The organism is Streptococcus chenjunshii (genome assembly GCF_003086355.1).
Lineage (GTDB): Bacteria > Bacillota > Bacilli > Lactobacillales > Streptococcaceae > Streptococcus > Streptococcus chenjunshii.
Genome location: NZ_CP031733.1, coordinates 1,124,791 through 1,144,048, shown reverse-complemented (window position 1 = coordinate 1,144,048; position 19,258 = coordinate 1,124,791). Strand labels below are relative to the sequence as shown.

Sequence of the window (19,258 nt, the reverse complement as noted above, 5' to 3'; positions counted from 1 at the left end):
GTATGAAAAGGCGGTAAGCCCGAAATCTATGATTTCGCAGGCGCACCCCTGTCAGGATGACTAGAAGGGTGCGGTCGGCTGTCAAGACAACAAAGCCTTCAGACAGCTACGGCTGGCGGTAAGCCCGAAACCTTTGATTTCGCAGGCGCACCCTGTCAGGACGGCTGGAAAGCTGCAGAATACCAGCTCCCTATTTACTGTACTACTGGATAATGATAAGATATTACTTTCTGTAAGCAGTATGACGTCCGCTGTAAAGACCAGCAAAAATGAAAACCAAGCCTAAAACAACAATCAGCGTGGAAGTTCTGTCTCCACTATTCGGAAGAACAGCGTTGCTGTTCCCTGTTACAGATAATAAATCATCCTTTGAGCATACTGTGTCATTCGGAGCAGCAGGAAGGAGTGTTAAAGGAGATGCTGCAGTGAATGACTGAGACTGTTCGGCCGCTGCTGTAACAGCTGTTTCTTGAATAAACAGCTGTTCTGGTTCAGTTGCCTCCTTTGCTTCCGGTGTTTCGTTCTGGTTACTGTTTTCAGCAGCATACTGTGCGCTGGATAAAGAAATCAAACGGGAGTTAGGATTAATAACAGCGTATTGACTTAAATCAGCATTCCTCAAGTAAGCTGCAAATACCTCATCGAGGCTCGGTCCCTCCTCACGCACTCCGCCGAGCATGGTGTACCCATCACCGCCAGCAGCAAGGAAATCGTTGGTTGCCAAATAATAAGTAGCGGTTAAATCAAGTGGCTTATAACTATTGCTTTGAGGATCCCAAACACTGACAGCAAGAATGCGATCACTGGCAACTAAGTTTGTGTCATAGTGGACACTGACACCCGAAACCTGCAGAAAACCGCCGCTGGGTTCAAGCAAAGGCTGACCGTTTTCATCAAGTATCGGATTGCCTTCCTTATCCGCCTGCAAAATAGATCCGAGGGAATGCACAAACATATCATAGATATCCTGTCCACTGACTTCAATCTGAGAAATGATATTGCCAAATGGCAGAACAGCAATAATATCTCCTTTTGTTACCGGTTCTCCAGCTTTAATCGTTTCCCTCAAACCACCGCCGTTAGTCACTGCTAAATTAGACTGATGACTAAAGCCGGTCTGTCCGTAATCTAAGAGAGCATCTGCGACTGCATTTCCCAAGTTAGTTTCACGTACCCTGACATTAGAACGATCGCCGTTTAGCTCTACTGGACTGTTTTCAATAATAACAGCTGACGTTTCAGCCTCATACTTCGATTCAATATCTGTGATTAAAGCAGCAATATCAGGATCTGGTGTAATTTTTTCTGCTTCAGCTGCGGTGATTACACCTGATGACAGTACTCTGTCTGAATTTAATGTGATCAGTCCGATATTATTAAGGTAGCTTCCTGTTTGATTATAAGTTACATTGCCGTAAGTAGCTGTTAAAACAGTATGCGAATGTCCATCAAGCAGAAGAACCTTCTTGCCCTGCAGTAATTCATTATCAGCAAGCGCCTGAGCTAAGGCAGTACCTTGCCATTGGGTTGGCGTAGTCGTATCAATACCGAGATGTGCTAAAATGACATAATTGCTGTATGTCTTGCCCTCAGCTGCTGCATTTGCTTCGAGCTGCGCAATAACATTATTGACTTCTGTAATGGGTTCCGTAAATGAAATTCCTGCAACATTATTCGGATGTGTTTTTGTTGCTGTTTCAGGTGTAGTGACACCGATAACAACGAACTCATCACCTGAAACATCGCTGTCCATATCAATAACAGTGGCCGCTTCAAACAGACGGACCCCATCAATATAAACATTAGAACTGATAATAGGGAAAGAAAGTTTTTCGCTCAAAGTCATCAGCTGATCAAGCCCAAAATCAAATTCATGATTGCCAAGAGTCATAGCATCAAAACCGATCGCATTGAGGATATCCGCCATATCCTCCCCGCGAGAACTGTTAGAGATAGGCAGCCCTTGAAAAACGTCACCTGAATCAAAAACCAATGTTTTTCCCTGACTGCGGGCCTGATTGACAACCGCCGCCAGCTTAGCATCTCCAATGACACCGTCAGCCTCCTGCATACGCCCGTGGACATCATTGGTGTGAATAATAGTCACTTGACTGTTATCTGCCTGAGGAGCCGAAACCAGAGATGCCTCATTTTCAGGCTGATTATACGCAGTTATATTATCCGGCACCCGCTGCTCAGCCTGTTCTGCTTCCATCTCTGATATACCGGCCTCATTATTTTCGGCAGCCGTATCTTCCGCAGATCCAGCTGTATCTGGATCAACTGCCGCTACCGCTATTTGTGTATCAGAGTCAGCCCAGACAAGCTGTTCCGGAAATAGCGGCATAAATAAAAAGACACTGACTAAAAATGAAAATAGAATATATTTCTTCTTCATCACTTCCCCTTTCATCAAGATACAAAAGCCATATAAAAATCCGTATGAAAAGGCGGTAAGCCCGAAATCTTTAACTTCGCAGACGCACCCCTGCCAAGATGACTAGAAGGGTGCGGTCGGCTGTTAAGACGACAAAGCCTTCAGTCATCTACGGCTAGGGTTTGTTCTCATCACGCCAGCAGGAATACACATAGAAGCAGCCACACTCGTATGTCAGCCTACGGCTTCCTCCGATTGCGTCTCTTTTTCACTAGGATTTTAGACCGTGTTCTGTTTCCAAAAAACCTTTTGTCTATTATACTATTTTTACCAATTTTTGAAAACGGTTTACAATTTCTTTTTTATATAAAGCCATTAAACGCTTCCTAATCGTAACTCAGCATAAACAAAAAGGAGGGGGCAAAGATCGATAAATTATCATAACATGACGCTTTCGATTTTGTCCTCCCGCCTCCGCACAGCTGATTAGGGAAGTCGCTATCTCTTGCGCAACAAGGGATGAGAATTTCCAATCAGCCGCTGCGCCAAATTCATATGTTTAAAAAATAAAACGAGGCAGGACTTTTTGTCCCTAGCCTCACTTTGAAGTATGGCGGCGCAGTTATTAATAGGAATAAAACGTCTGGCAAGTAATTACAGTCTGAAACTGGAGATCAGCGAATGAGAAAACATTACCTTTTATTTCCCTTATTCTATTGCTGCTGATAGACAATCCTGCCGTTACATATCGTGTACTTCACTACCCCTGTAAGTTTTTCGCCAATAAAAGGAGAATTAGAGGCTTTTGAAAAAAATTGTTCAGAAATAAGCCGTTCTTCTTTATCGGCAAAAATCACGAGATCTGCGGGGCCGTTTTCAGCCAGATAGCCGGCATCAAAATGGTAGAGCGATGAGGGGTTAACAGTCATTTTGCTTAATAATTCAGATAAAGTCAGCTCACCTGTTTCCACTAGATAAGTTAAACCAAGTGATAATGATGTTTCAAGACCAGTCATGCCAGAAGGTGCTTTGGTCATATCAGCGACTGCTTTTTCATCAGCATGATGAGGTGCGTGATCTGTTGCAATAACTGAAATAATACCAGATTTCAGTCCCTCAATGACTGCTAAACGGTCTTTTTCGGTACGAAGAGGCGGATTCATTTTAGCATTGCTGCCCTTGATAAGCAGCAACTCTTCTGTCTTTGAAAAATGCTGAGGAGCTGCCTCCGCAGTGATTTCTGCTCCAAGTTTTTGAGCAAATTCAACTACCTTGACAGATTCAGCTTTGGACAGGTGCTGAATATGAAGATGCGCCTGCCTGTCATAAGCAATCATCGCATCACGGGCAATCATACTGTACTCAGCTGCACCAGTTGCTCCGCAGAAATGGAACTTATCTGCCGCAATATGTTCATTAAAACCTAATATGCCATTAAGCTCAGGGTCTTCTTCATGAAGAGCAATGAAACTGCCATTTGCTTTGGCTAAATCCAGAGCTTCCCTCACTACCTTTGAACTCTGTAATGGAATGCCATCATCTGAGAAACTGACAGCGCCTGCAGCGAGCAGCTCTTTAAAATCAGTCAGATTTTGGCCGTCAAAATTTTGAGTCACACTGGCATTTGCATAAATATGGATACTTTCCTTAGCGGCTGAGTTAAGAACTTCCTTAAGCGTTGGAACATCAGAAACAGTCGGGCTGGTATTTGCCATCATAACAACAGTCGTAAATCCACCAGCAGCGGCTGCTAACGCCCCTGTATGAATGTCCTCCTTGTGGGTCTGTCCAGGTTCGCGAAAATGTACATGGATATCAACCAAGCCTGGTGCCACAACAAAACCGTCAGCATCAATAATATCAGCATCGGCTGCTTCGATATCTTCAGCAATCTTGATAATTCTGGCACCGTCAATCAAGACATCGCAGATATGATCAAACTGCGATTTAGGATCAATTACACGGCCATTTTTAATTAATAACATTTTAAACTCCTTAACCATTATAAAAGGACTGACTCAGGCCAGCCAGTCAATCGGAGGCAAACCGTCATTTTTTAAATAATTATTAGCTTTAGAAAAAGGCCTGCTGCCAAAGAAGCCCCTATGAGCCGACAAAGGGCTGGGATGCGGTGACTCAATAATATGATGCATCGGATTTGTAACCAGACTTTTTTTCTTTCGGGCGTAGCCTCCCCAGAGGATAAACACAGCCGGTTCTTTTTTCTGATTAACAACTTTGATAATCGCATCTGTAAAGGGCTCCCAAATCAGCCCTGCATGACCATTCGCTCTGCCAGCCGGAACAGTCAGGCAGGCATTCAGCAGAAGCACTCCCTGCTGAGCCCATGATGTTAAATCATGGCGCTGGCGCTGACCCAAATCCTCTGCTAATTCTTTTAAAATATTTTGTAAAGAAGGCGGAGCAGGCACATCTTCCGGCACTGAGAAAGACAGTCCCTGAGCCTGACCGGGTCCGTGATAAGGATCCTGTCCGATAATCACAACCTTAACCTTTTCAAGGGGAGTTGTCTGAATCGCATTAAAAACTTTTTCTCTCGGCGGATAAACGGTACCTTCTGCATAAACCTTATTCATAAATTGATTGATTTGAGCAAAATAATGCTCCGGCAATTCACGTTTAATGAGGTCATGCCAAGCTGAATGCTGCATATTTTTTCCTTTCTGATTTTTAAAAGGCTTTTCGGGGGATGATATAGGCTCCGTGATGCTTTTGAAAACCAAGTTTAGGGTAATAATCCATGGCAGCAGGTGCTGCCAAAAGAATTAAAGCCACCTCATCTCCAATTTCTTCACGCAAATGGGCGATCAGCGTTCTGCCAATTCCTTCTTTTTGATAAGCTTTGTCTACTGCTAAATCTGATAAATAGCAAGCATAAGAAAAATCAGTCAGAGCCCGTGCAATTCCTACTAATTTTTCATCATCCCAAGCCGTCCAGATGCAGTTAGCACCTGTCAGCATTTTGTCTAAACGTTCCAGATCATTATAGGGTCTATGAATGCCAGAAGACTTAAAGACCCGTGCAAGTTCGGCCGCTGTAACCGGATGTTGGTTTGAATACCTAATCATATTATTTCCTTTCAATATATGCCAATACCAAAAAAACTATCTTTGAAAACAGTCTTGCAAATCATTTAAAATGATTTGCAAGACCACTTTTAAGCCGTTTTAACCTTATTGTCTTCAGACTTGAAAGCTGTCCAGTAAAAAGCTGTTTCCTGATAGCCTTGATATTCATACATAGCACGGTTCTCTTCCGCAGCAATGAGAATAACAGAATCTGCTGTCTTTATTGCTTCCTCCTGCAGACGTTTGCCGATGCCTTGGCCACGCAAAGATTCGTCTACCATAAAATTATCAATTTCAGCAAAATACTGCGAGTACCAAACGGTTAATTCTCCAACGATTTGCCCGTTCTTAACTGCCAGAAAAAGTTTTCCATCAGGAACATTGATCAACTCCTGGTTAAACAAGGTCATCTGCTGGTAATAAGCATCGCCATACTGACGGTATTCTTCTGCATGCTTATCCATATAGGCTTGATAAGTAGTCTCTGACAGTTGCTCTATCTTGATATCTGCCGATGCCGCTGAATGGGACAAATTTAGAGAGACAGCAGGTGCCGTAAAGATGAGAAGGCGTTCCAGTTCAAAACCATCGGCTTGAAGTTGTGTCTGCCAGGACACAGGCAGCTCAGTTTTCTCTGGAAAAGCGATATTGGCATAATCTAAAGGGTAATCTTTTTGCTCTTGGGCTATAAAGCTAAGATCGGCTTCAAACATTTCTCTGTCAGGCATGAGGTGATAATCCCAAATATTGTTATCATAGCGCAAAGCCAAATCTGGTCTGCCATAATAGATATAGCGCTCTGAAACTTGCTTTTTTTGCAGATGATTCATTAAAATATTTTTATACACTGTCGTTTAGCACCTTCCGATAAAACTGGCTTCTGCCTCAGCCAATACATGCCCCTCAATAGCATGAAGAAGCTCATTCATATAAAAGCCGTTCTCCAAATCAAGCGCTCCGTCCAAAGCGTAAACCGTCAAAGTATAGCTATGATCCTTATCCGGCGGGTAAGGTCCAATATAGCCATTTTCAATAGCTGAAAAGTCTGTAGATAAAAATTTACTGACAAGACTGTTTTTACCGTGCAGATGCTGAACATCCAGACGCGAAAAATCCGCTTCAATACTGGTTTTATTGGCAGGCACATTGGCTGCACACCAGTGAATATAGGCAAAACCGCAGACAGGAATTGAGTCATAGTCAACAAATGTCCACGCCAGCGTTTTAGCACCGTCTGGAACATCCTGCACTTCAAAAGGAAACGACACAACCGCATTGCCCAGAACCAGTTCGTCTGTATGTTTACTGTAATGGTCCGGTAAAACATGATTAACAAATTCAGTAATAATTTTCATTTTTCCCTCCCCTATATTAAGATACAAAGGTCATTAAAAGAGCAAAGCAAAAAGGCGGTAAGCCAGAAATCTTTGATTTCGTCTGCGCACCCCTGCCAAGACGGCTAGAAGGGGGCGGTCGACTGTTAAGGCGACAAAGCTTTCAGACGTCAACGGCTAGTTAACTTGAAATCAATTCTAAACTTGCTATATCTTTTTTGCACAGTTCTTAGACCGTGTCCAATTCACCGAGATACAAAAGCCATAATGAAAAAAAGCTGCTAGTTCTTCTTTGTCTCATCCGGAATATTTTTTAAGACATACTTACTGATAAAATAGCCTAGGCTGCATAGTACTACCCCCCATAGAACAAAGCTGATAAAAGCAAAGATATAGCCGCTAGCTTTACTGGCATCATACCAGCCGCTAATCATTAGAGCCGGATAAACCGTCACTAACATAAGCAAAGTATGCACTGTTATTTTTTTCTTAACAGGCCAAACATCATAATCATAGATAGCCGATGCTGCCGAAACAGCTGTAGAAATAATCGTTATAGCAACCATACTCCAGAAAGCTTCCGGATTATCACTTTCAGAAACAAAATAAGTTATTCCCCCCATGATAACCAAAGGAATAATCCCTCTAATAAAAGCCTGCTTAATACATTTTACTTTCAAACTCATATAGTCACCTTCCACTAAGATACAAAGGACGTTTAAAGAGCAAAGCAAAAATAGGAGGCTGGGTGATGAACCACAAGGTTCAAAACCAGACTGTACTCACAAGAGCAGTCACACTCCTACATCAGCTTACGCTTCCTACGATTGCGTCTCTTTTTTGCACAGCTCTTAGGCCGTGTTCAATTCCACTAAGATACAAAGAGCGTTTAAAAATCCGTATAAAAATGACGGTAAGTCCGGAATCTGTGAATTCGTCGGCGCCCCTCTGCCAGAACGACTAGAAGGGGAAAGTCAAATTTGAACTTCTGCCTCTTTTTGTCATGCTTTACGAAACGCAGTAGCCTAGTGACATTTTAAAGCTTTAAAATGCCTACTAGACCTTGCGGGAGGCGGAGACTACGAACGTTTTTCCTAAAAAACGTTCTGCCCCGCTCCCAGACGGCTGCGGCTGGCAGTAAGCCAGAAACCTTTGATTGCGCTGGCAGCACCCTTACCAAGATGGTTGGAGCCGTTCTGTAATATGTTTGCATGACCGACGAACTTCCTTTTTTCATTAGAATGTGTTAGATCATATCCCTTTACAACATTAACATTAAAAGGGTTATCAGACTCTTCTGTTAGTCCTGCCAGGTTTCCTGATCCTCCTTAAACTTTTTTAAGAGCTGAAGGCCATTAGCATCAATATAACCTTGAACTTTAGCAACTTTAATCAGTTCAGTGTAACCAGAAAGCGTAACTAACTTAACCCCAGCAGCACTGAAATTTTTAGCAGCTTTCGGTAATTCGTAAGTAAAAATTGCTACCACACCAAGGACATCTGCTCCTTCACGCTTAGCCGCCGCCACAGCATCAAGCACTGACCCGCCTGTTGAGATTAAATCCTCAATAATGACCATTTTCTGTCCCTTAGTGACTCGCCCTTCAATTTGATTCCCGGCGCCATGATCTTTAGGTTTCGAACGAATGTAGGCGAAAGGCAGGTTCATCTTATCAGCAATAATGGCTCCATGAGGAATTCCTGCTGTTGCCGTTCCTGCAATGACTTCAACATCTGGAAAATATTCTTTGATTTTCTCCACAAACCCATTTTCAATAAGCGTTCGCGTTTCAGGATAAGATAGGGTGATGCGATTATCCGTATAGATGGGTGATTTTATCCCAGAAGCCCATGTAAAGGGATTCTCTGGATTTAAGTAGACCGCTTTAATATCAAGCAGGTCAGCTGCAATCCGCCTTGCTAAAGTCATATTAGTACCTCTTTTCTTATAATGATTTGATAAGACAAATATCGCTGCTGTCTCAGCATTTGTCTGTTAAGACGCTTCTTACTGCCAGTGATTATTATATAAACCGGAGCCAATGATGCAAAACAGTGATAGTGTACTTAACCTTGCCATTCTTTACAGATTTTCTGATAGGCAACAAAAGGATCCTCAGACTGTGTAATCGGACGCCCTACCACAATATAGTCAGATCCTATCTGCCGAGCAGCTGCTGGTGTCATCACCCGTTTTTGATCATCAGCAAGGCTGCCGGATGGACGTATGCCGGGAGTCAAACAAATAAAATTCTGCGAAGTAGCCGCTTTAATATTTTCAACCTCATGCGCTGAACAAACGACACCGTCCAGACCGGCTTCAGCAGCTCTGGAAGCATAGTGTACAACGGATTCTGTCAGACTGGTTGGAATGTTTTGGTCAGTCTGCATCTGCACTTGAGAAGTAGAAGTTAGCTGTGTTACTGCGATGAGTTTAGGCCCCATCCCCAAACCTACACGCGCAGCTTTCATCATTTCTACACCGCCTGCTGCATGAACATTAGTCATGTCCACTCCCAAATCAGCCAATACTTTCATAGCCGATTTTACAGTATTAGGAATATCATGAAGCTTCAAGTCTAAAAAAACCGAATGCCCCAATTCTTTAACATAGCGGACAATCTCAGGACCAACCGCATAATAAAGCTCCATCCCAATTTTAACATACAGTTTTTCCTCAGCAGGGAAAAGAGCTAAAAACTTTTTGACATCAGTAAAAGCAGGGAAATCAAGAGCAATAATCGGACGGCTTTCATGCATAAGTCTATCACCTCTAAATTGAAAAAAAGCAAACACACTGAACAGTAATGGTTCTGAACGCCCTTTAAAACCGGAATGAAACCAGCTTTAACCGCTGAAAAAGCAGCTAAAATAAAGAAAACCTCACCAAAAAGGCAAGGTTAGTCACACTAAAAACAAAGGAAAACTTCCTATAACATAATAAGTATCAGGCAGAACCTTGCATGTCTCTCCGGACATAAATTAAAGGCTTATTCAGTTTCACTCATTATACCGTTTTTTACGCTTAAAGTCAAAAACTTCTCTGCTTGTATGCGGTAGAATTTTTTAGAATGTTCATCCATGACTTATGAGAAGAACTTGTAACCGAGTTGTAAACAAAAAGACTGAACAATTTCTTGCTCAGCCCTTGACAGTGATACGTTTATCCTGTATCATAAATTAAAGACTGAGTAAGAAGTAGTGGTTCTTACTCGGTAAGGCGGAGGTGTTGACGCACCTTCGTCTTTTTTATTCGATTAATTTAGTAAAATTATAACACACGCAAACACATTAAGCAAGTATTTTTTTCAATTTTGTAGCACAAAAAGCCTTTCTTTTGAAAGGTTGTTTATATATATCTAGTTATATAACTTTTTATCTACTTATTTGACCAAAAAGCCCGTTGACTTTCCTTTTTGCTCAACCGATGCAGACTATATTCTCTCTCAATTTGATTTAATTTTGCCTTGATGGTTCCAGCTGATAAAGATTCTAACTCAACTAATTTTTCGTAATCTTCTCTCCAAGAACCAAAAAACAAATCTCGTAATTTATCTTCATAGCTAAGAACAATGATACGACCCATAGTTTCAGCTCCCCATACTGTCCAGTACATACCACGTTTCTTCATCCTGTACGTAATTTTTCTGTGTTGACTTTCCATAATGCCTATACCTGCATGACTGAATCCTCTTAGCTCTGCTGGCTTAGTGTACTGAAAATTATTAAGCAACTTTCTTTTAAAGTCTTCAAAAGCTTCAAGTTCTTCTTCCGCTAATACCAATGCTTCTGTCGTATCAAGAACTGTACGAAGCTTCCCTTTATCATGCTGCTTAATCGCCTGAAAAGCTTTATCAAGAAGCTCCTCTGAGTAGGGCTTAAAGAACTTTTTTAGTTTCTGGTTTACATGATACTCGTCCCAGAAATGCTCATGTCGCTTGATTTTCAGCGCCTTGGCAATCTCTTTAAAAATATATGGTGTATAACCGTGGCCACCATCAGAATTAGTGATCAGTAATGTTTGGTCAGTTATCTCATAAGTGTTGTAGAGATAGTCCAAGACTTGTTCCCTAGCTAAGCGATTATCCAGGGCTACAAATTCTTTTTTACCTTTTAGTTCAAAGCGATTACTACCAATTTTATGGCTTCCAGTATGCACAACGAAGTGAGACAAATCATAATGACGATTCTCTGTATCACTGTCATGTGCTTTTACCATAACACCATCACCTTCAATATAGATAACATCGACTTTTTGTTTATCTCGATTAATAGAATTAATAGATTCCTCATAGAAACGATAAGCTGCACGTTCTTCTAGCAGCTTATCACAAATCTTAACAGCTTGAACTACTGTAGGTTTAGTAATTGTAATGTGATAAGTCAGCTGAATAACCTGAGTTACTTTGTCATAAGGCATCATCGTAGATAATTTAGCAATCTGATACATAAATTCCCAAGAGAATCGGACATTCTTTTTCAGTCCTAATTTTTCATCAACTGGAATTACCCACTTATCTCCTTTCTTCCATCGACGGCGACGGAAGGTAAATTCTCCAAATGTAAAAGCAACTGTACGTTCCATGGAATGTACGCAAGTGTATCCTCTAGCTTTCATAATTGGGACCATTTGGTCATCATACTTGGCCACAAAGTCATAAAAGTCAATCGCATTTTGTTCAAATAGTTGCTCCTTCAGTTCTCTTTCATCAAAGGTCGTCATCTGCCCTCTTCCTCTCCTTTAATTTTGAAATAACGAGCCTTATTTTATAGATTCAGCATTTTCTTTTCAAATTTATTTTAATTCTGAATTAAAAAAAGCCCTTCCAATAAATAATGGAAAGACTCCTGTGTTTAATATAATTCTGAAATGTTATTTCCTTTTTCCGTAGACAGCCCCTTTGGTTTTTAGCTTTTTAGCCTCTTTAAAGGCTCTTATCTGTTCATCAATAAATAGCCAAGTCACGAGGACAAAAGGAAAGCCTATAAGCATAACAATTCCTGTTTCTAAAAAGTCCGCAATGAACGAAAAGCCACCTGAGAAATGGACTCCTAGAGCAATAATGATAATTGGCAATACCAGAACAGGCACAAACTTCAGTGCCAGAAGTCCAATAACTAGCAAGAAGAACATGTTTAAACCAATAGACTGATAGAAGATATACAGCGCTATTGCTGCTATCAACCACCAGAATGTCTGAACAAGCTTTTTGATAGAAACAAAAATAATCATAATCCCTCTCCTTGTGCTATATAATGAACAAGCTTATCTGTTAAATAAATTCGATTCGGCTGATTATTGCCTACTTTAACTTCTTCAATCAAACCATATTGTTGTAACCTTTTCTTTAAAGAAATGACAGTACTTTTGCTCTGATTCAGCAGTTCACATAATTCGTCAACCTTGAACTGAACAAAGGTATAGCCATTTTCATCATACCCTTTTTGAATAAAATCAAACGGCTCTCTTAACCGATTTAATAAAAAAGAATACAGTAACACCTCCTTGGGTTTCAGCCCCTTAAAATCTTCATTCCCAAGGAGTACTTTGGGAATATAGATTTGTTCAGAATCCAAATCATTCAATGATTCGTCTAAATCAGATAATTTTGATAAATAAGTCATTGTCATACTTCCTATCTTTATTGATTTTTGAGCTTACGCTGCATCTTCTCCCACTCCTGGATAATTAATTTCTCCAAGTAATCCGAAGCTGACTTAGATCCATGGAATGCAACAAGCTCTTCAAGCTTCTCATAGCGGACATCGTAATGCAGCGAAAATGGATAACGCCCTTTCTTATTATAGCTCTCAGGCGCTTTTTGTGCTGCTGTTGTTCGAGGCGTTGGAACTCGCCGTTTAGATGGTTCTTTTTCAAAATTATCTCTCAATTGAGCAAAGCGATTATCAGACATTAGGCGACCTCTCCTTCTAGTACTGTTAAGATGTTTTCATAGACATACTCTATATTATCATAAAATTTCTGATGGTCTTGTTTTTGTTTAGTAGTCATATGTTCACGCTGCTCAAAAACACTTTGGTTAATGACTAAACTTTTGGCCACTAGCTCTTTTTTCTGAATAGATCCCAGATAGGCTTCATCTTCCTGGACAACATCTAAAAATTGTTTGCAGGTGTCTGTCACATTATTACCGTAGTACTCGATTTTATTACCAATGAGATAAGCTTCAGCCTTCACGTAGCTTTTCTTTGTGATAACTTCAACTGCTTCACTCTTGATGTAATCGACAAACTTTTTAAGAGCCAACCAAGCACGAAAACCATTTGTCGAAGCATCCGTTACTCCTAGAACAATATCTGACACAGCAATGAAGTTTGCAGTCACTAGGCTTTCATCATTGTGAGTATCAATCAAAATAATATCAAACTGTTCAGCCAATTCTTCATAATGTTCACTGAACCACATAAATAACTGAAGGTATTTATTATTTCGACTGGCTAAATCTAACTGTTCATCGGTTAGCCGCTCATCTCCACGAATCAAACTAAGGTTATCATTGATCCGACAAATTTCATATTCCCCTGTTGTAAAAATATCATAGATTGTTTTTTCACTTGTGACATCAAAGGAATACGTTAAGTTACATTCTCTAGCTCCATCAATCAGTAGGACACGCTTATTTTTGATACGTGACAACCAATCCCCCTCGTTGTACGTGTGGCTACTTTTCCCACCACCACCTTTATCTAGGTTCGTTGTTTGAATCTTCATAAATACACTCCCTTTACATGCGATCAGTTATATAAATTGTTATATAACTTTTTATATCTCTATTCTATCTTATACGCTAAACTTTGTCAATAAAAAATACACAAAAAGTTATATAACTATTTGTGTATTTTATTGGACAACCAACTAACCGAAAGTAGCTCCAATATTTCCGCCAACATAAGCTTTCAACTGTATTTGGTTAACCGTTGTATTAAAGTTGCCAATGAAGTAACAATTGTCTTCATTTTCTTTCGTTAAAACAATTAAAAATTGAACCACATCATCATTTTCTGACTTCGTAACTTCTAGCTGAGAGGGCTGATATTTGTAATCATTAACGAGAATAGCCATTGCTAGAGTTTGAATCATTCCATCTTGACTCATGGACAAATGGTTCTCTATTGTCCCCTTAACTTCTGTAAGATGGCTAGCTTGACTGATAGCCTTCATAGCTTCATCAAAAGATTCGGCTACTAGTTGTTTCTGCTCCTCACTGCTTTCTGTATAAGGATGTTCTAACTTCAATTTGGCAGTTCGATAATTTTTTTCATCCACCGTTTCTTCTTCAGCTGAAGAAGATTGACCGCTTTTTTGTTTTTCCTGTTCCGTTTTAGGATCTTCTTTAACCGTTTCTTTGTTAAAATGTTGGTAAATACCAACACCTGCCAAAGTAATTAAGAGAATTATTGCAACAATAAATACCATGTTATCTTTAATCCTTTTCATCATTTTTCTATCCTTTTTATCTAATTTCCTAATTTAGGCTGCTTATTATCTGGATAAGCAAAGGTCGTAATTTCCAACATTTGTTGCACAGGCGTCAAGATACGATAGTTCCAAGTGTAGGGTTTATTGAAATAATCCCATCCGGATAGTGGTGTATTTTGCTCCACAATTAGAATACTGCCATCTTCAAAGACATGACAGACAATTCCAGTATGGCCATACCCGCCGCCACCATTTTGAGTAGAGAAGATTGCGCCTTTTTTAGGCGCACTTTTGACACTATTTCCAAAAATGGAAGCCCAAGCGGCTGCCTGATCTTTTCCATTCCCGAAAACAGATCCTGAATGTCCCCAAAGATGATTTCCTAGAGAGATGGTCAAGTTAACACACTGGCCAGCAAGAACATTACTTCCAGGCTGATACCATCCTGTTGCCTCACCATAAGCCATACCAAGACTTTTAGGATCAATGATATACTGTTTCAGACTATTTGGCAGATTATCAGGAATATAGCCCCAAGCTGCCGCATCACCTGGGATTATCCCAGTCCCATCAGAAGCATCACCTGAGCTGGCGTCCCCATCACAACCACTATCACTTGAGGTCTCTTCTTCAGAATCACTATTGCTAGATGTCCCTGAAGAAGATGTAGCTGTGTTATCTTTATAAGGTTTATCACCATGTACAGCAATCGCCTTATCATCAAGCCACTTATACTTAGCACCTAACGTATCGTACATTTCAAGAAGTTTTGTTTTGTAGGTACCATCAGTTGCCCAGCCCCCATCAGCAATAGCCGATAAAGTACTTTTTCCATCTGTATTATTGATTGCTCCTGTATAAAGAGTTTGATGAGCCATGAACTCAGCTTTGCCAACAATTCCAGCATCGTAACTCGAAAACCAAGTATAAGCACCACCAGTTCCATCTCCGACATTAGCTCCAGGTTTAGTTCCTGATAAATCAACACTATCTTCACCATAAGTCGCAATAGTGATTGGAAAGTTGCTCTTGCTTGAGGTTTTAACTCCTCCCATATTATGAGCCTGCCAGAAAGAGGTCCCGTTAGGATTGGAAAAGTTAAACCCATTTTCAATCATAGTTTGCGTAATAGATGCAGAAGGGAGAAAACCGCCGGCCTTCCAGGAAAGGATATAAGCTTCTTCATGTTCCTTGACAAAACTATCTATCGATCCGTCTCCTGAAGAGACAGATGAGTCAGTTGAGGTGGACGTGGCAACTTCTGTTGTACAATTTGATTGCGAACTACCAACAGACCCTAAAACACCTGCTAATATCGTTACACCTATACTGATTAAAAAAACGAGCGAAACAAGTGGAATCAGTACTTTTAAAACTGCTTTTTTCACTTCATCCCTCTTTCTACCATAGACCTAGAACGGTTTTTATGAGGGCATAAAAGATTAAAAAGGCAATAAAACCAATCCCTAATTTTTTCAGACCACTTAAAAATTCTTGATCACGTGCTTCTTGAGCCGCTAAACGCTCTGGATCAGATTCACCTTCTGAAGCGAAATAATCCCTAACTTCCTGACTCTTAATTTTTCGTACAGTCACATAGTTATTGATTGCTTGCTTTCGTCTTGCGATTGGTCCTAATTTTTGTGGATCCTTTTTTGACATGTCATCCCCCTTTCTACTGGATACCGCCATAGCGTTGGACTTCAGGAGCTAGAAGCTGCTGATTGAAGACCAAGTTCCCAACACCTGCGATATTCATAAACAGTTGTCCTTTAGTCAAACGTGGCAGTGTCTCTAACTCTGACTGATTCATAGACCCAGCCAAGGCATTAGCGAGTAATGGAATACTTGTTTCGTCCGTCTGAGCAAAGACACGGTATTGCATAAGGCCAAAGATACGCTGAACAGCTGTTACGTATGGATCTTTGTGGTTGCCTGCTCCAGATTCAAAGAGAATCCCTCGAAGGGAATTAACCGATAGAACAACACCTGCAAAGTTTTCTCCCATGGAATCAATCATATCTGCTAGCAATTCAACGCTGCTTTCATACTTAGGATTGATCAATGTTTGTGCCTCACTGATATTAACGACATAGTGTTCCATATCCATCTCAGTAAGATGAGAATTAGTTTTTAAAAGTTGCTTGCAACGTTTACCATTGTTGACAATATCAGCTGAAACTAAGGATAATACTGAAAAGATTTGAGCATTGAGTAAGTGAGGGGTTCCTTTAAGGCCTGAAAAATCAAAAGTTACTACTTGCTCTGAAGAAATATCTTGGAATTCTGTTGTTCCTTCAAACATCTCCGCATTCGTTGTCAGCAATTCATTGAAGGTATTGTAGATACGATTGACCGATTTAATTTCTATTTCATTAGGCTTACCTTGACTCATCAGACTACGCTTATAGTCATCCGTATACAAAATAAAATCAGATAGGATTGGATATTCTTCATTTACTAAGTCCGTAGCCTTTAGTCTTTCTGGATTTAGTTTAGGATTACGTGCCCACAACCCTTCTTCAATGTAAAATTCATTAAGCATCTTACCGAAAGTCGTTAGGTCATCACCTGTTACTTCACTATTGAGCAGCTTGAAGATGCTCTTGAGTTTTTGGATATGAAGGTTATAGGACTTTTTCTTATCCACTTCTGTACCCTCTTCATTGGTAACTGTTGGGAAGACTTGAAAGATATTAATCCGATTGGCTTCACCTGAAAGATCCAGAATGAGCCCATGTTGTTTACGTGTTTGATCCAAAAAAGTTCCGTTTGCATCAAAGTTACGAATAAAGTTGCCCTTAGCATAAAGGCCATCTGTATGCTTAAGTAAGAACGAGCGCTGCCCCATTTTAGGATTACCTGATAAAATCATAAATGAACGACTTCGACGTTCATCACGTTCTAGGAAGTTGAAATTGACAGCTCCCTTCGTCGGTGTCCAGCCCATATAGACACCTCTCTGATCCTCTAATTTAGTGTGATTAAAGAAATAACCACCTGCTAAATCATGTGCTCTAATAGGTATCCCACGTCTGCGATTAGGCAAATCTATTTGATACTGTGCTGGAATAAAAGGGGCATGATATTCAAAGTCCAATTCACCTGAGAGAATAGTTGACTTAAAGTTTGATGTCTTATCTTTAATATCCTCAACCTTTTTAAACAAGTCTTCTTTAGTTGAGGCAGAGGAATAGTTTCGGACGTACATACCTAACATCGCAATATTTTTCTTCTTAATATCACGATCCAGCTGAGTCAGATCCTTGATTTCATCTAACTCTTGCTGGTTATCAACAATTTTACTGTTACCTGTAATACGAGTTGATTTTTCTTCAATCGCATCTTTAATTTCTTTCTTAAGCTCCTTATTATTTGCCCGATAAAGCGATAAAAACGAACGTGTTCCTGGAATCAGCATCAGATCAGATAACCAAAAACGATCTAGATCTTCTGACGGATACTCGTAAAAGTGAAGTGCTGTGTGATAGCCGTCACCACTCATCCAAGAACGGTCATCCTTTTTAAAGTCAATATTTCCTTGTGGTTGAATGCGGCTGAGAAAAGCAAGATCATAGCCTTGTGCTTTCAGGCGCCGTTGCCTACGCTTTGATAGTTCTGGCATATCGTCCTCCTATACTTTTTCATTCATGTTATTAAATTGTTTAAGAATTTGTTCCTTCTTAATTCTGGTTATCTCTTGAGGAACAAAATCACCATTTCCATAAGACTTAGCCTTACGAACAAGATTATCCAATTCTGTGGTCGTTGGCGCAAAGAGCCATAGAATGAACTCAGTGTTATAGATTTCCTGCTGGATACTCTCTTCCACCTGAATTTCATTTCTTAATAACAGTTCTCGATCATGCAGTTGCATGTAGCGTCGAGAATCAGGCAAGAGCTTAGCCTTTTCTTGACGTACCAAACTTAAATGGTGTCGAAGATCCATAATCTGAGTATCAGTATTGGTTGGCAAGGTTGTTGTTTCAATCTGAATATCAGTATTAAAGCCACTTAACCATTTTTCAAAATTTTCAATCGTTCGTCGGATTTCATTATAGGAAAGTGATCCTAAGTCTTTTCCTGGTATTTCCATCAGCTGAAGATAGCCATAGTCAACTAATTGAATGTAAGCTGAACTATTATCAATAATTGATTTAACATCCAATAACTCCACACAAGAATGAAGATCAAAATATTCTTGACTTTGCTTTTTTTCCTGCTGCCGTCCCAATTGTCGTTTGACTTCAGGCTGGGATTGGTTTTGTTTAATCGCCATTAGCGTTTATCTCCTCTCTGGTAATTTAAGCTGATATAGCGTTTTTGTCGCCTCCTAAAAAAGAGAAACATGCTTTGCCAATTCCTCTTTCCACCGTTGGTTGGCAAAACCAGATAAAGACACATCAGCGGTGTTAATAGTATGAAGGCTATTAATTGTGGCCATTGGCTTGTAGGAAAAATTTTTGTTCCTACTGAAAGAGCAGCGACTGCAGAACCTCCTACAAAGGCAATATCAGCCATAAAAAGACCTATGATTTTTACTTTGGCATAGATGTCACGTGGAACACCATATTTTTCATCCATCTATCCGTCTCCTTTCTCTTAATAGTTCTATCTTAAGAGATAATAGTAATTCTTGCGTTAAGCGGACAAACCATCTCCAGCTGATCATTTCAAACCATTTTTATATAAAAAGTTATATATCTTTATATATAAAAAAAGAAGCCTCAAGACTGAGACTTCTTCACGAAATTGAAAAATTCTTCTTCTGAGAAAATGGTAATCACTTGCCCTTCAGCTATTCGTGATAATGCTGCATCGTACTTCTTAGACCTCTTGTCTGGCTCAAAGAGATCTAATTGCTTATGGCCAGCAAGTAATATATCCGTTTGAGTAGAGACATAATTTTGAACAATAGCCCCTCTTTCTTCTAAGAAGACTATGACATCTTGTCTTCTCATTGGACGCAAACTTCCTGTAATCACAACTACTTTTCCCCTAAAATCAAGCATAGGC

The 19,258-nt window shown here is 40.1% G+C and carries 21 protein-coding genes; all 21 read right to left on the bottom strand.

Translation table 11 applies throughout. The features are described 5' to 3' along the window. Positions 1-223 precede the first annotated feature (223 nt). Positions 224-2,398, bottom strand: coding sequence for a 5'-nucleotidase C-terminal domain-containing protein (locus DDV21_RS05640; protein WP_116877225.1), 2,175 nt, complete (start codon positions 2,396-2,398; stop codon positions 224-226). A 692-nt stretch (positions 2,399-3,090) separates the two neighbouring features. Beyond that, the gene (locus tag DDV21_RS05635) at positions 3,091-4,362 is read right to left on the bottom strand and encodes a dihydroorotase (RefSeq protein ID WP_116877226.1); all 1,272 of its coding nucleotides are present in this window, start codon (positions 4,360-4,362) and stop codon (positions 3,091-3,093) included. Positions 4,363-4,395: 33 nt separating this feature from the next. Beyond that, positions 4,396-5,049: a uracil-DNA glycosylase gene (locus DDV21_RS05630; protein ID WP_116877227.1), complete on the bottom strand. Its 654-nt coding sequence runs from the start codon at positions 5,047-5,049 to the stop codon at positions 4,396-4,398. Between the two features lie 19 nt (positions 5,050-5,068). Further along, positions 5,069-5,467, bottom strand: coding sequence for a GNAT family N-acetyltransferase (locus DDV21_RS05625; RefSeq protein ID WP_116877228.1), 399 nt, complete (start codon positions 5,465-5,467; stop codon positions 5,069-5,071). A gap of 89 nt (positions 5,468-5,556) precedes the next feature. Beyond that, entirely contained in the window at positions 5,557-6,315 is a 759-nt protein-coding gene (locus DDV21_RS05620; protein WP_116877229.1) for a GNAT family N-acetyltransferase, read from the bottom strand. A gap of 6 nt (positions 6,316-6,321) precedes the next feature. Then, positions 6,322-6,822, bottom strand: a complete 501-nt coding sequence (locus DDV21_RS05615; protein WP_116877230.1) for a YbhB/YbcL family Raf kinase inhibitor-like protein — start codon at positions 6,820-6,822, stop codon at positions 6,322-6,324. Between the two features lie 260 nt (positions 6,823-7,082). Continuing rightward, entirely contained in the window at positions 7,083-7,487 is a 405-nt protein-coding gene (locus DDV21_RS05610; protein WP_116877231.1) for a DUF3021 family protein, read from the bottom strand. Between the two features lie 614 nt (positions 7,488-8,101). Further along, the gene (gene pyrE / locus DDV21_RS05605; RefSeq protein WP_116877232.1) at positions 8,102-8,731 is read right to left on the bottom strand and encodes an orotate phosphoribosyltransferase; all 630 of its coding nucleotides are present in this window, start codon (positions 8,729-8,731) and stop codon (positions 8,102-8,104) included. A gap of 137 nt (positions 8,732-8,868) precedes the next feature. Next, the gene (pyrF, locus tag DDV21_RS05600; protein WP_116877233.1) at positions 8,869-9,561 is read right to left on the bottom strand and encodes an orotidine-5'-phosphate decarboxylase; all 693 of its coding nucleotides are present in this window, start codon (positions 9,559-9,561) and stop codon (positions 8,869-8,871) included. A 619-nt stretch (positions 9,562-10,180) separates the two neighbouring features. After that, positions 10,181-11,524: an ISLre2 family transposase gene (locus DDV21_RS05595; RefSeq protein ID WP_116877234.1), complete on the bottom strand. Its 1,344-nt coding sequence runs from the start codon at positions 11,522-11,524 to the stop codon at positions 10,181-10,183. Between the two features lie 150 nt (positions 11,525-11,674). Continuing rightward, a complete protein-coding gene (locus DDV21_RS05590) occupies positions 11,675-12,034 on the bottom strand; it encodes a hypothetical protein (protein ID WP_116877235.1) in 360 nt (119 codons plus the stop codon). Beyond that, entirely contained in the window at positions 12,031-12,426 is a 396-nt protein-coding gene (locus tag DDV21_RS05585) for a replication initiator protein A (protein ID WP_116877236.1), read from the bottom strand. The genes DDV21_RS05590 and DDV21_RS05585 overlap by 4 nt, the downstream gene beginning before the upstream one ends. A gap of 17 nt (positions 12,427-12,443) precedes the next feature. Beyond that, on the bottom strand, positions 12,444-12,716 hold the full coding sequence (locus DDV21_RS05580; protein WP_116877237.1) for a hypothetical protein: 273 nt from the start codon (positions 12,714-12,716) through the stop codon (positions 12,444-12,446). Further along, complete coding sequence (locus DDV21_RS05575) at positions 12,716-13,534, bottom strand: ParA family protein (protein ID WP_116877238.1); 819 nt, start codon at positions 13,532-13,534, stop codon at positions 12,716-12,718. The genes DDV21_RS05580 and DDV21_RS05575 overlap by 1 nt, the downstream gene beginning before the upstream one ends. A 144-nt stretch (positions 13,535-13,678) precedes the next feature. Next, a complete protein-coding gene (locus DDV21_RS05570; RefSeq protein WP_116877239.1) occupies positions 13,679-14,263 on the bottom strand; it encodes a hypothetical protein in 585 nt (194 codons plus the stop codon). A 17-nt stretch (positions 14,264-14,280) separates the two neighbouring features. After that, positions 14,281-15,630, bottom strand: a complete 1,350-nt coding sequence (locus DDV21_RS05565; RefSeq protein ID WP_116877240.1) for a CHAP domain-containing protein — start codon at positions 15,628-15,630, stop codon at positions 14,281-14,283. Positions 15,631-15,643: 13 nt separating this feature from the next. After that, a complete protein-coding gene (locus DDV21_RS05560) occupies positions 15,644-15,904 on the bottom strand; it encodes a hypothetical protein (protein ID WP_116877241.1) in 261 nt (86 codons plus the stop codon). A gap of 13 nt (positions 15,905-15,917) precedes the next feature. Continuing rightward, positions 15,918-17,867, bottom strand: a complete 1,950-nt coding sequence (locus DDV21_RS05555) for a virulence factor (RefSeq protein ID WP_116877242.1) — start codon at positions 17,865-17,867, stop codon at positions 15,918-15,920. A 9-nt stretch (positions 17,868-17,876) separates the two neighbouring features. Beyond that, positions 17,877-18,521, bottom strand: coding sequence for a hypothetical protein (locus DDV21_RS05550; protein ID WP_116877243.1), 645 nt, complete (start codon positions 18,519-18,521; stop codon positions 17,877-17,879). Then, a complete protein-coding gene (locus DDV21_RS05545; RefSeq protein ID WP_116877244.1) occupies positions 18,521-18,826 on the bottom strand; it encodes a DUF5592 family protein in 306 nt (101 codons plus the stop codon). The genes DDV21_RS05550 and DDV21_RS05545 overlap by 1 nt, the downstream gene beginning before the upstream one ends. A 143-nt stretch (positions 18,827-18,969) precedes the next feature. After that, the gene (locus DDV21_RS05540) at positions 18,970-19,254 is read right to left on the bottom strand and encodes a BRCT domain-containing protein (protein WP_116877245.1); all 285 of its coding nucleotides are present in this window, start codon (positions 19,252-19,254) and stop codon (positions 18,970-18,972) included. Between the last annotated feature and the right edge of the window lie 4 nt (positions 19,255-19,258).

Coding starts and splice junctions, on each gene's coding strand:
- DDV21_RS05575 (WP_116877238.1), bottom strand. CDS start 13,534: ATGAAGATTCAAACAACGAACCTAGATAAAGGTGGTGGTGGGAAAAGT.
- DDV21_RS05610 (WP_116877231.1), bottom strand. CDS start 7,487: ATGAGTTTGAAAGTAAAATGTATTAAGCAGGCTTTTATTAGAGGGATT.
- DDV21_RS05640 (WP_116877225.1), bottom strand. CDS start 2,398: ATGAAGAAGAAATATATTCTATTTTCATTTTTAGTCAGTGTCTTTTTA.
- pyrF (WP_116877233.1), bottom strand. CDS start 9,561: ATGCATGAAAGCCGTCCGATTATTGCTCTTGATTTCCCTGCTTTTACT.
- DDV21_RS05555 (WP_116877242.1), bottom strand. CDS start 17,867: ATGCCAGAACTATCAAAGCGTAGGCAACGGCGCCTGAAAGCACAAGGC.
- DDV21_RS05545 (WP_116877244.1), bottom strand. CDS start 18,826: ATGGATGAAAAATATGGTGTTCCACGTGACATCTATGCCAAAGTAAAA.
- DDV21_RS05590 (WP_116877235.1), bottom strand. CDS start 12,034: ATGATTATTTTTGTTTCTATCAAAAAGCTTGTTCAGACATTCTGGTGG.
- DDV21_RS05560 (WP_116877241.1), bottom strand. CDS start 15,904: ATGTCAAAAAAGGATCCACAAAAATTAGGACCAATCGCAAGACGAAAG.
- DDV21_RS05540 (WP_116877245.1), bottom strand. CDS start 19,254: ATGCTTGATTTTAGGGGAAAAGTAGTTGTGATTACAGGAAGTTTGCGT.
- DDV21_RS05550 (WP_116877243.1), bottom strand. CDS start 18,521: ATGGCGATTAAACAAAACCAATCCCAGCCTGAAGTCAAACGACAATTG.
- DDV21_RS05570 (WP_116877239.1), bottom strand. CDS start 14,263: ATGATGAAAAGGATTAAAGATAACATGGTATTTATTGTTGCAATAATT.
- DDV21_RS05635 (WP_116877226.1), bottom strand. CDS start 4,362: ATGTTATTAATTAAAAATGGCCGTGTAATTGATCCTAAATCGCAGTTT.
- DDV21_RS05595 (WP_116877234.1), bottom strand. CDS start 11,524: ATGACGACCTTTGATGAAAGAGAACTGAAGGAGCAACTATTTGAACAA.
- DDV21_RS05625 (WP_116877228.1), bottom strand. CDS start 5,467: ATGATTAGGTATTCAAACCAACATCCGGTTACAGCGGCCGAACTTGCA.
- DDV21_RS05585 (WP_116877236.1), bottom strand. CDS start 12,426: ATGACTTATTTATCAAAATTATCTGATTTAGACGAATCATTGAATGAT.
- pyrE (WP_116877232.1), bottom strand. CDS start 8,731: ATGACTTTAGCAAGGCGGATTGCAGCTGACCTGCTTGATATTAAAGCG.
- DDV21_RS05580 (WP_116877237.1), bottom strand. CDS start 12,716: ATGTCTGATAATCGCTTTGCTCAATTGAGAGATAATTTTGAAAAAGAA.
- DDV21_RS05615 (WP_116877230.1), bottom strand. CDS start 6,822: ATGAAAATTATTACTGAATTTGTTAATCATGTTTTACCGGACCATTAC.
- DDV21_RS05630 (WP_116877227.1), bottom strand. CDS start 5,049: ATGCAGCATTCAGCTTGGCATGACCTCATTAAACGTGAATTGCCGGAG.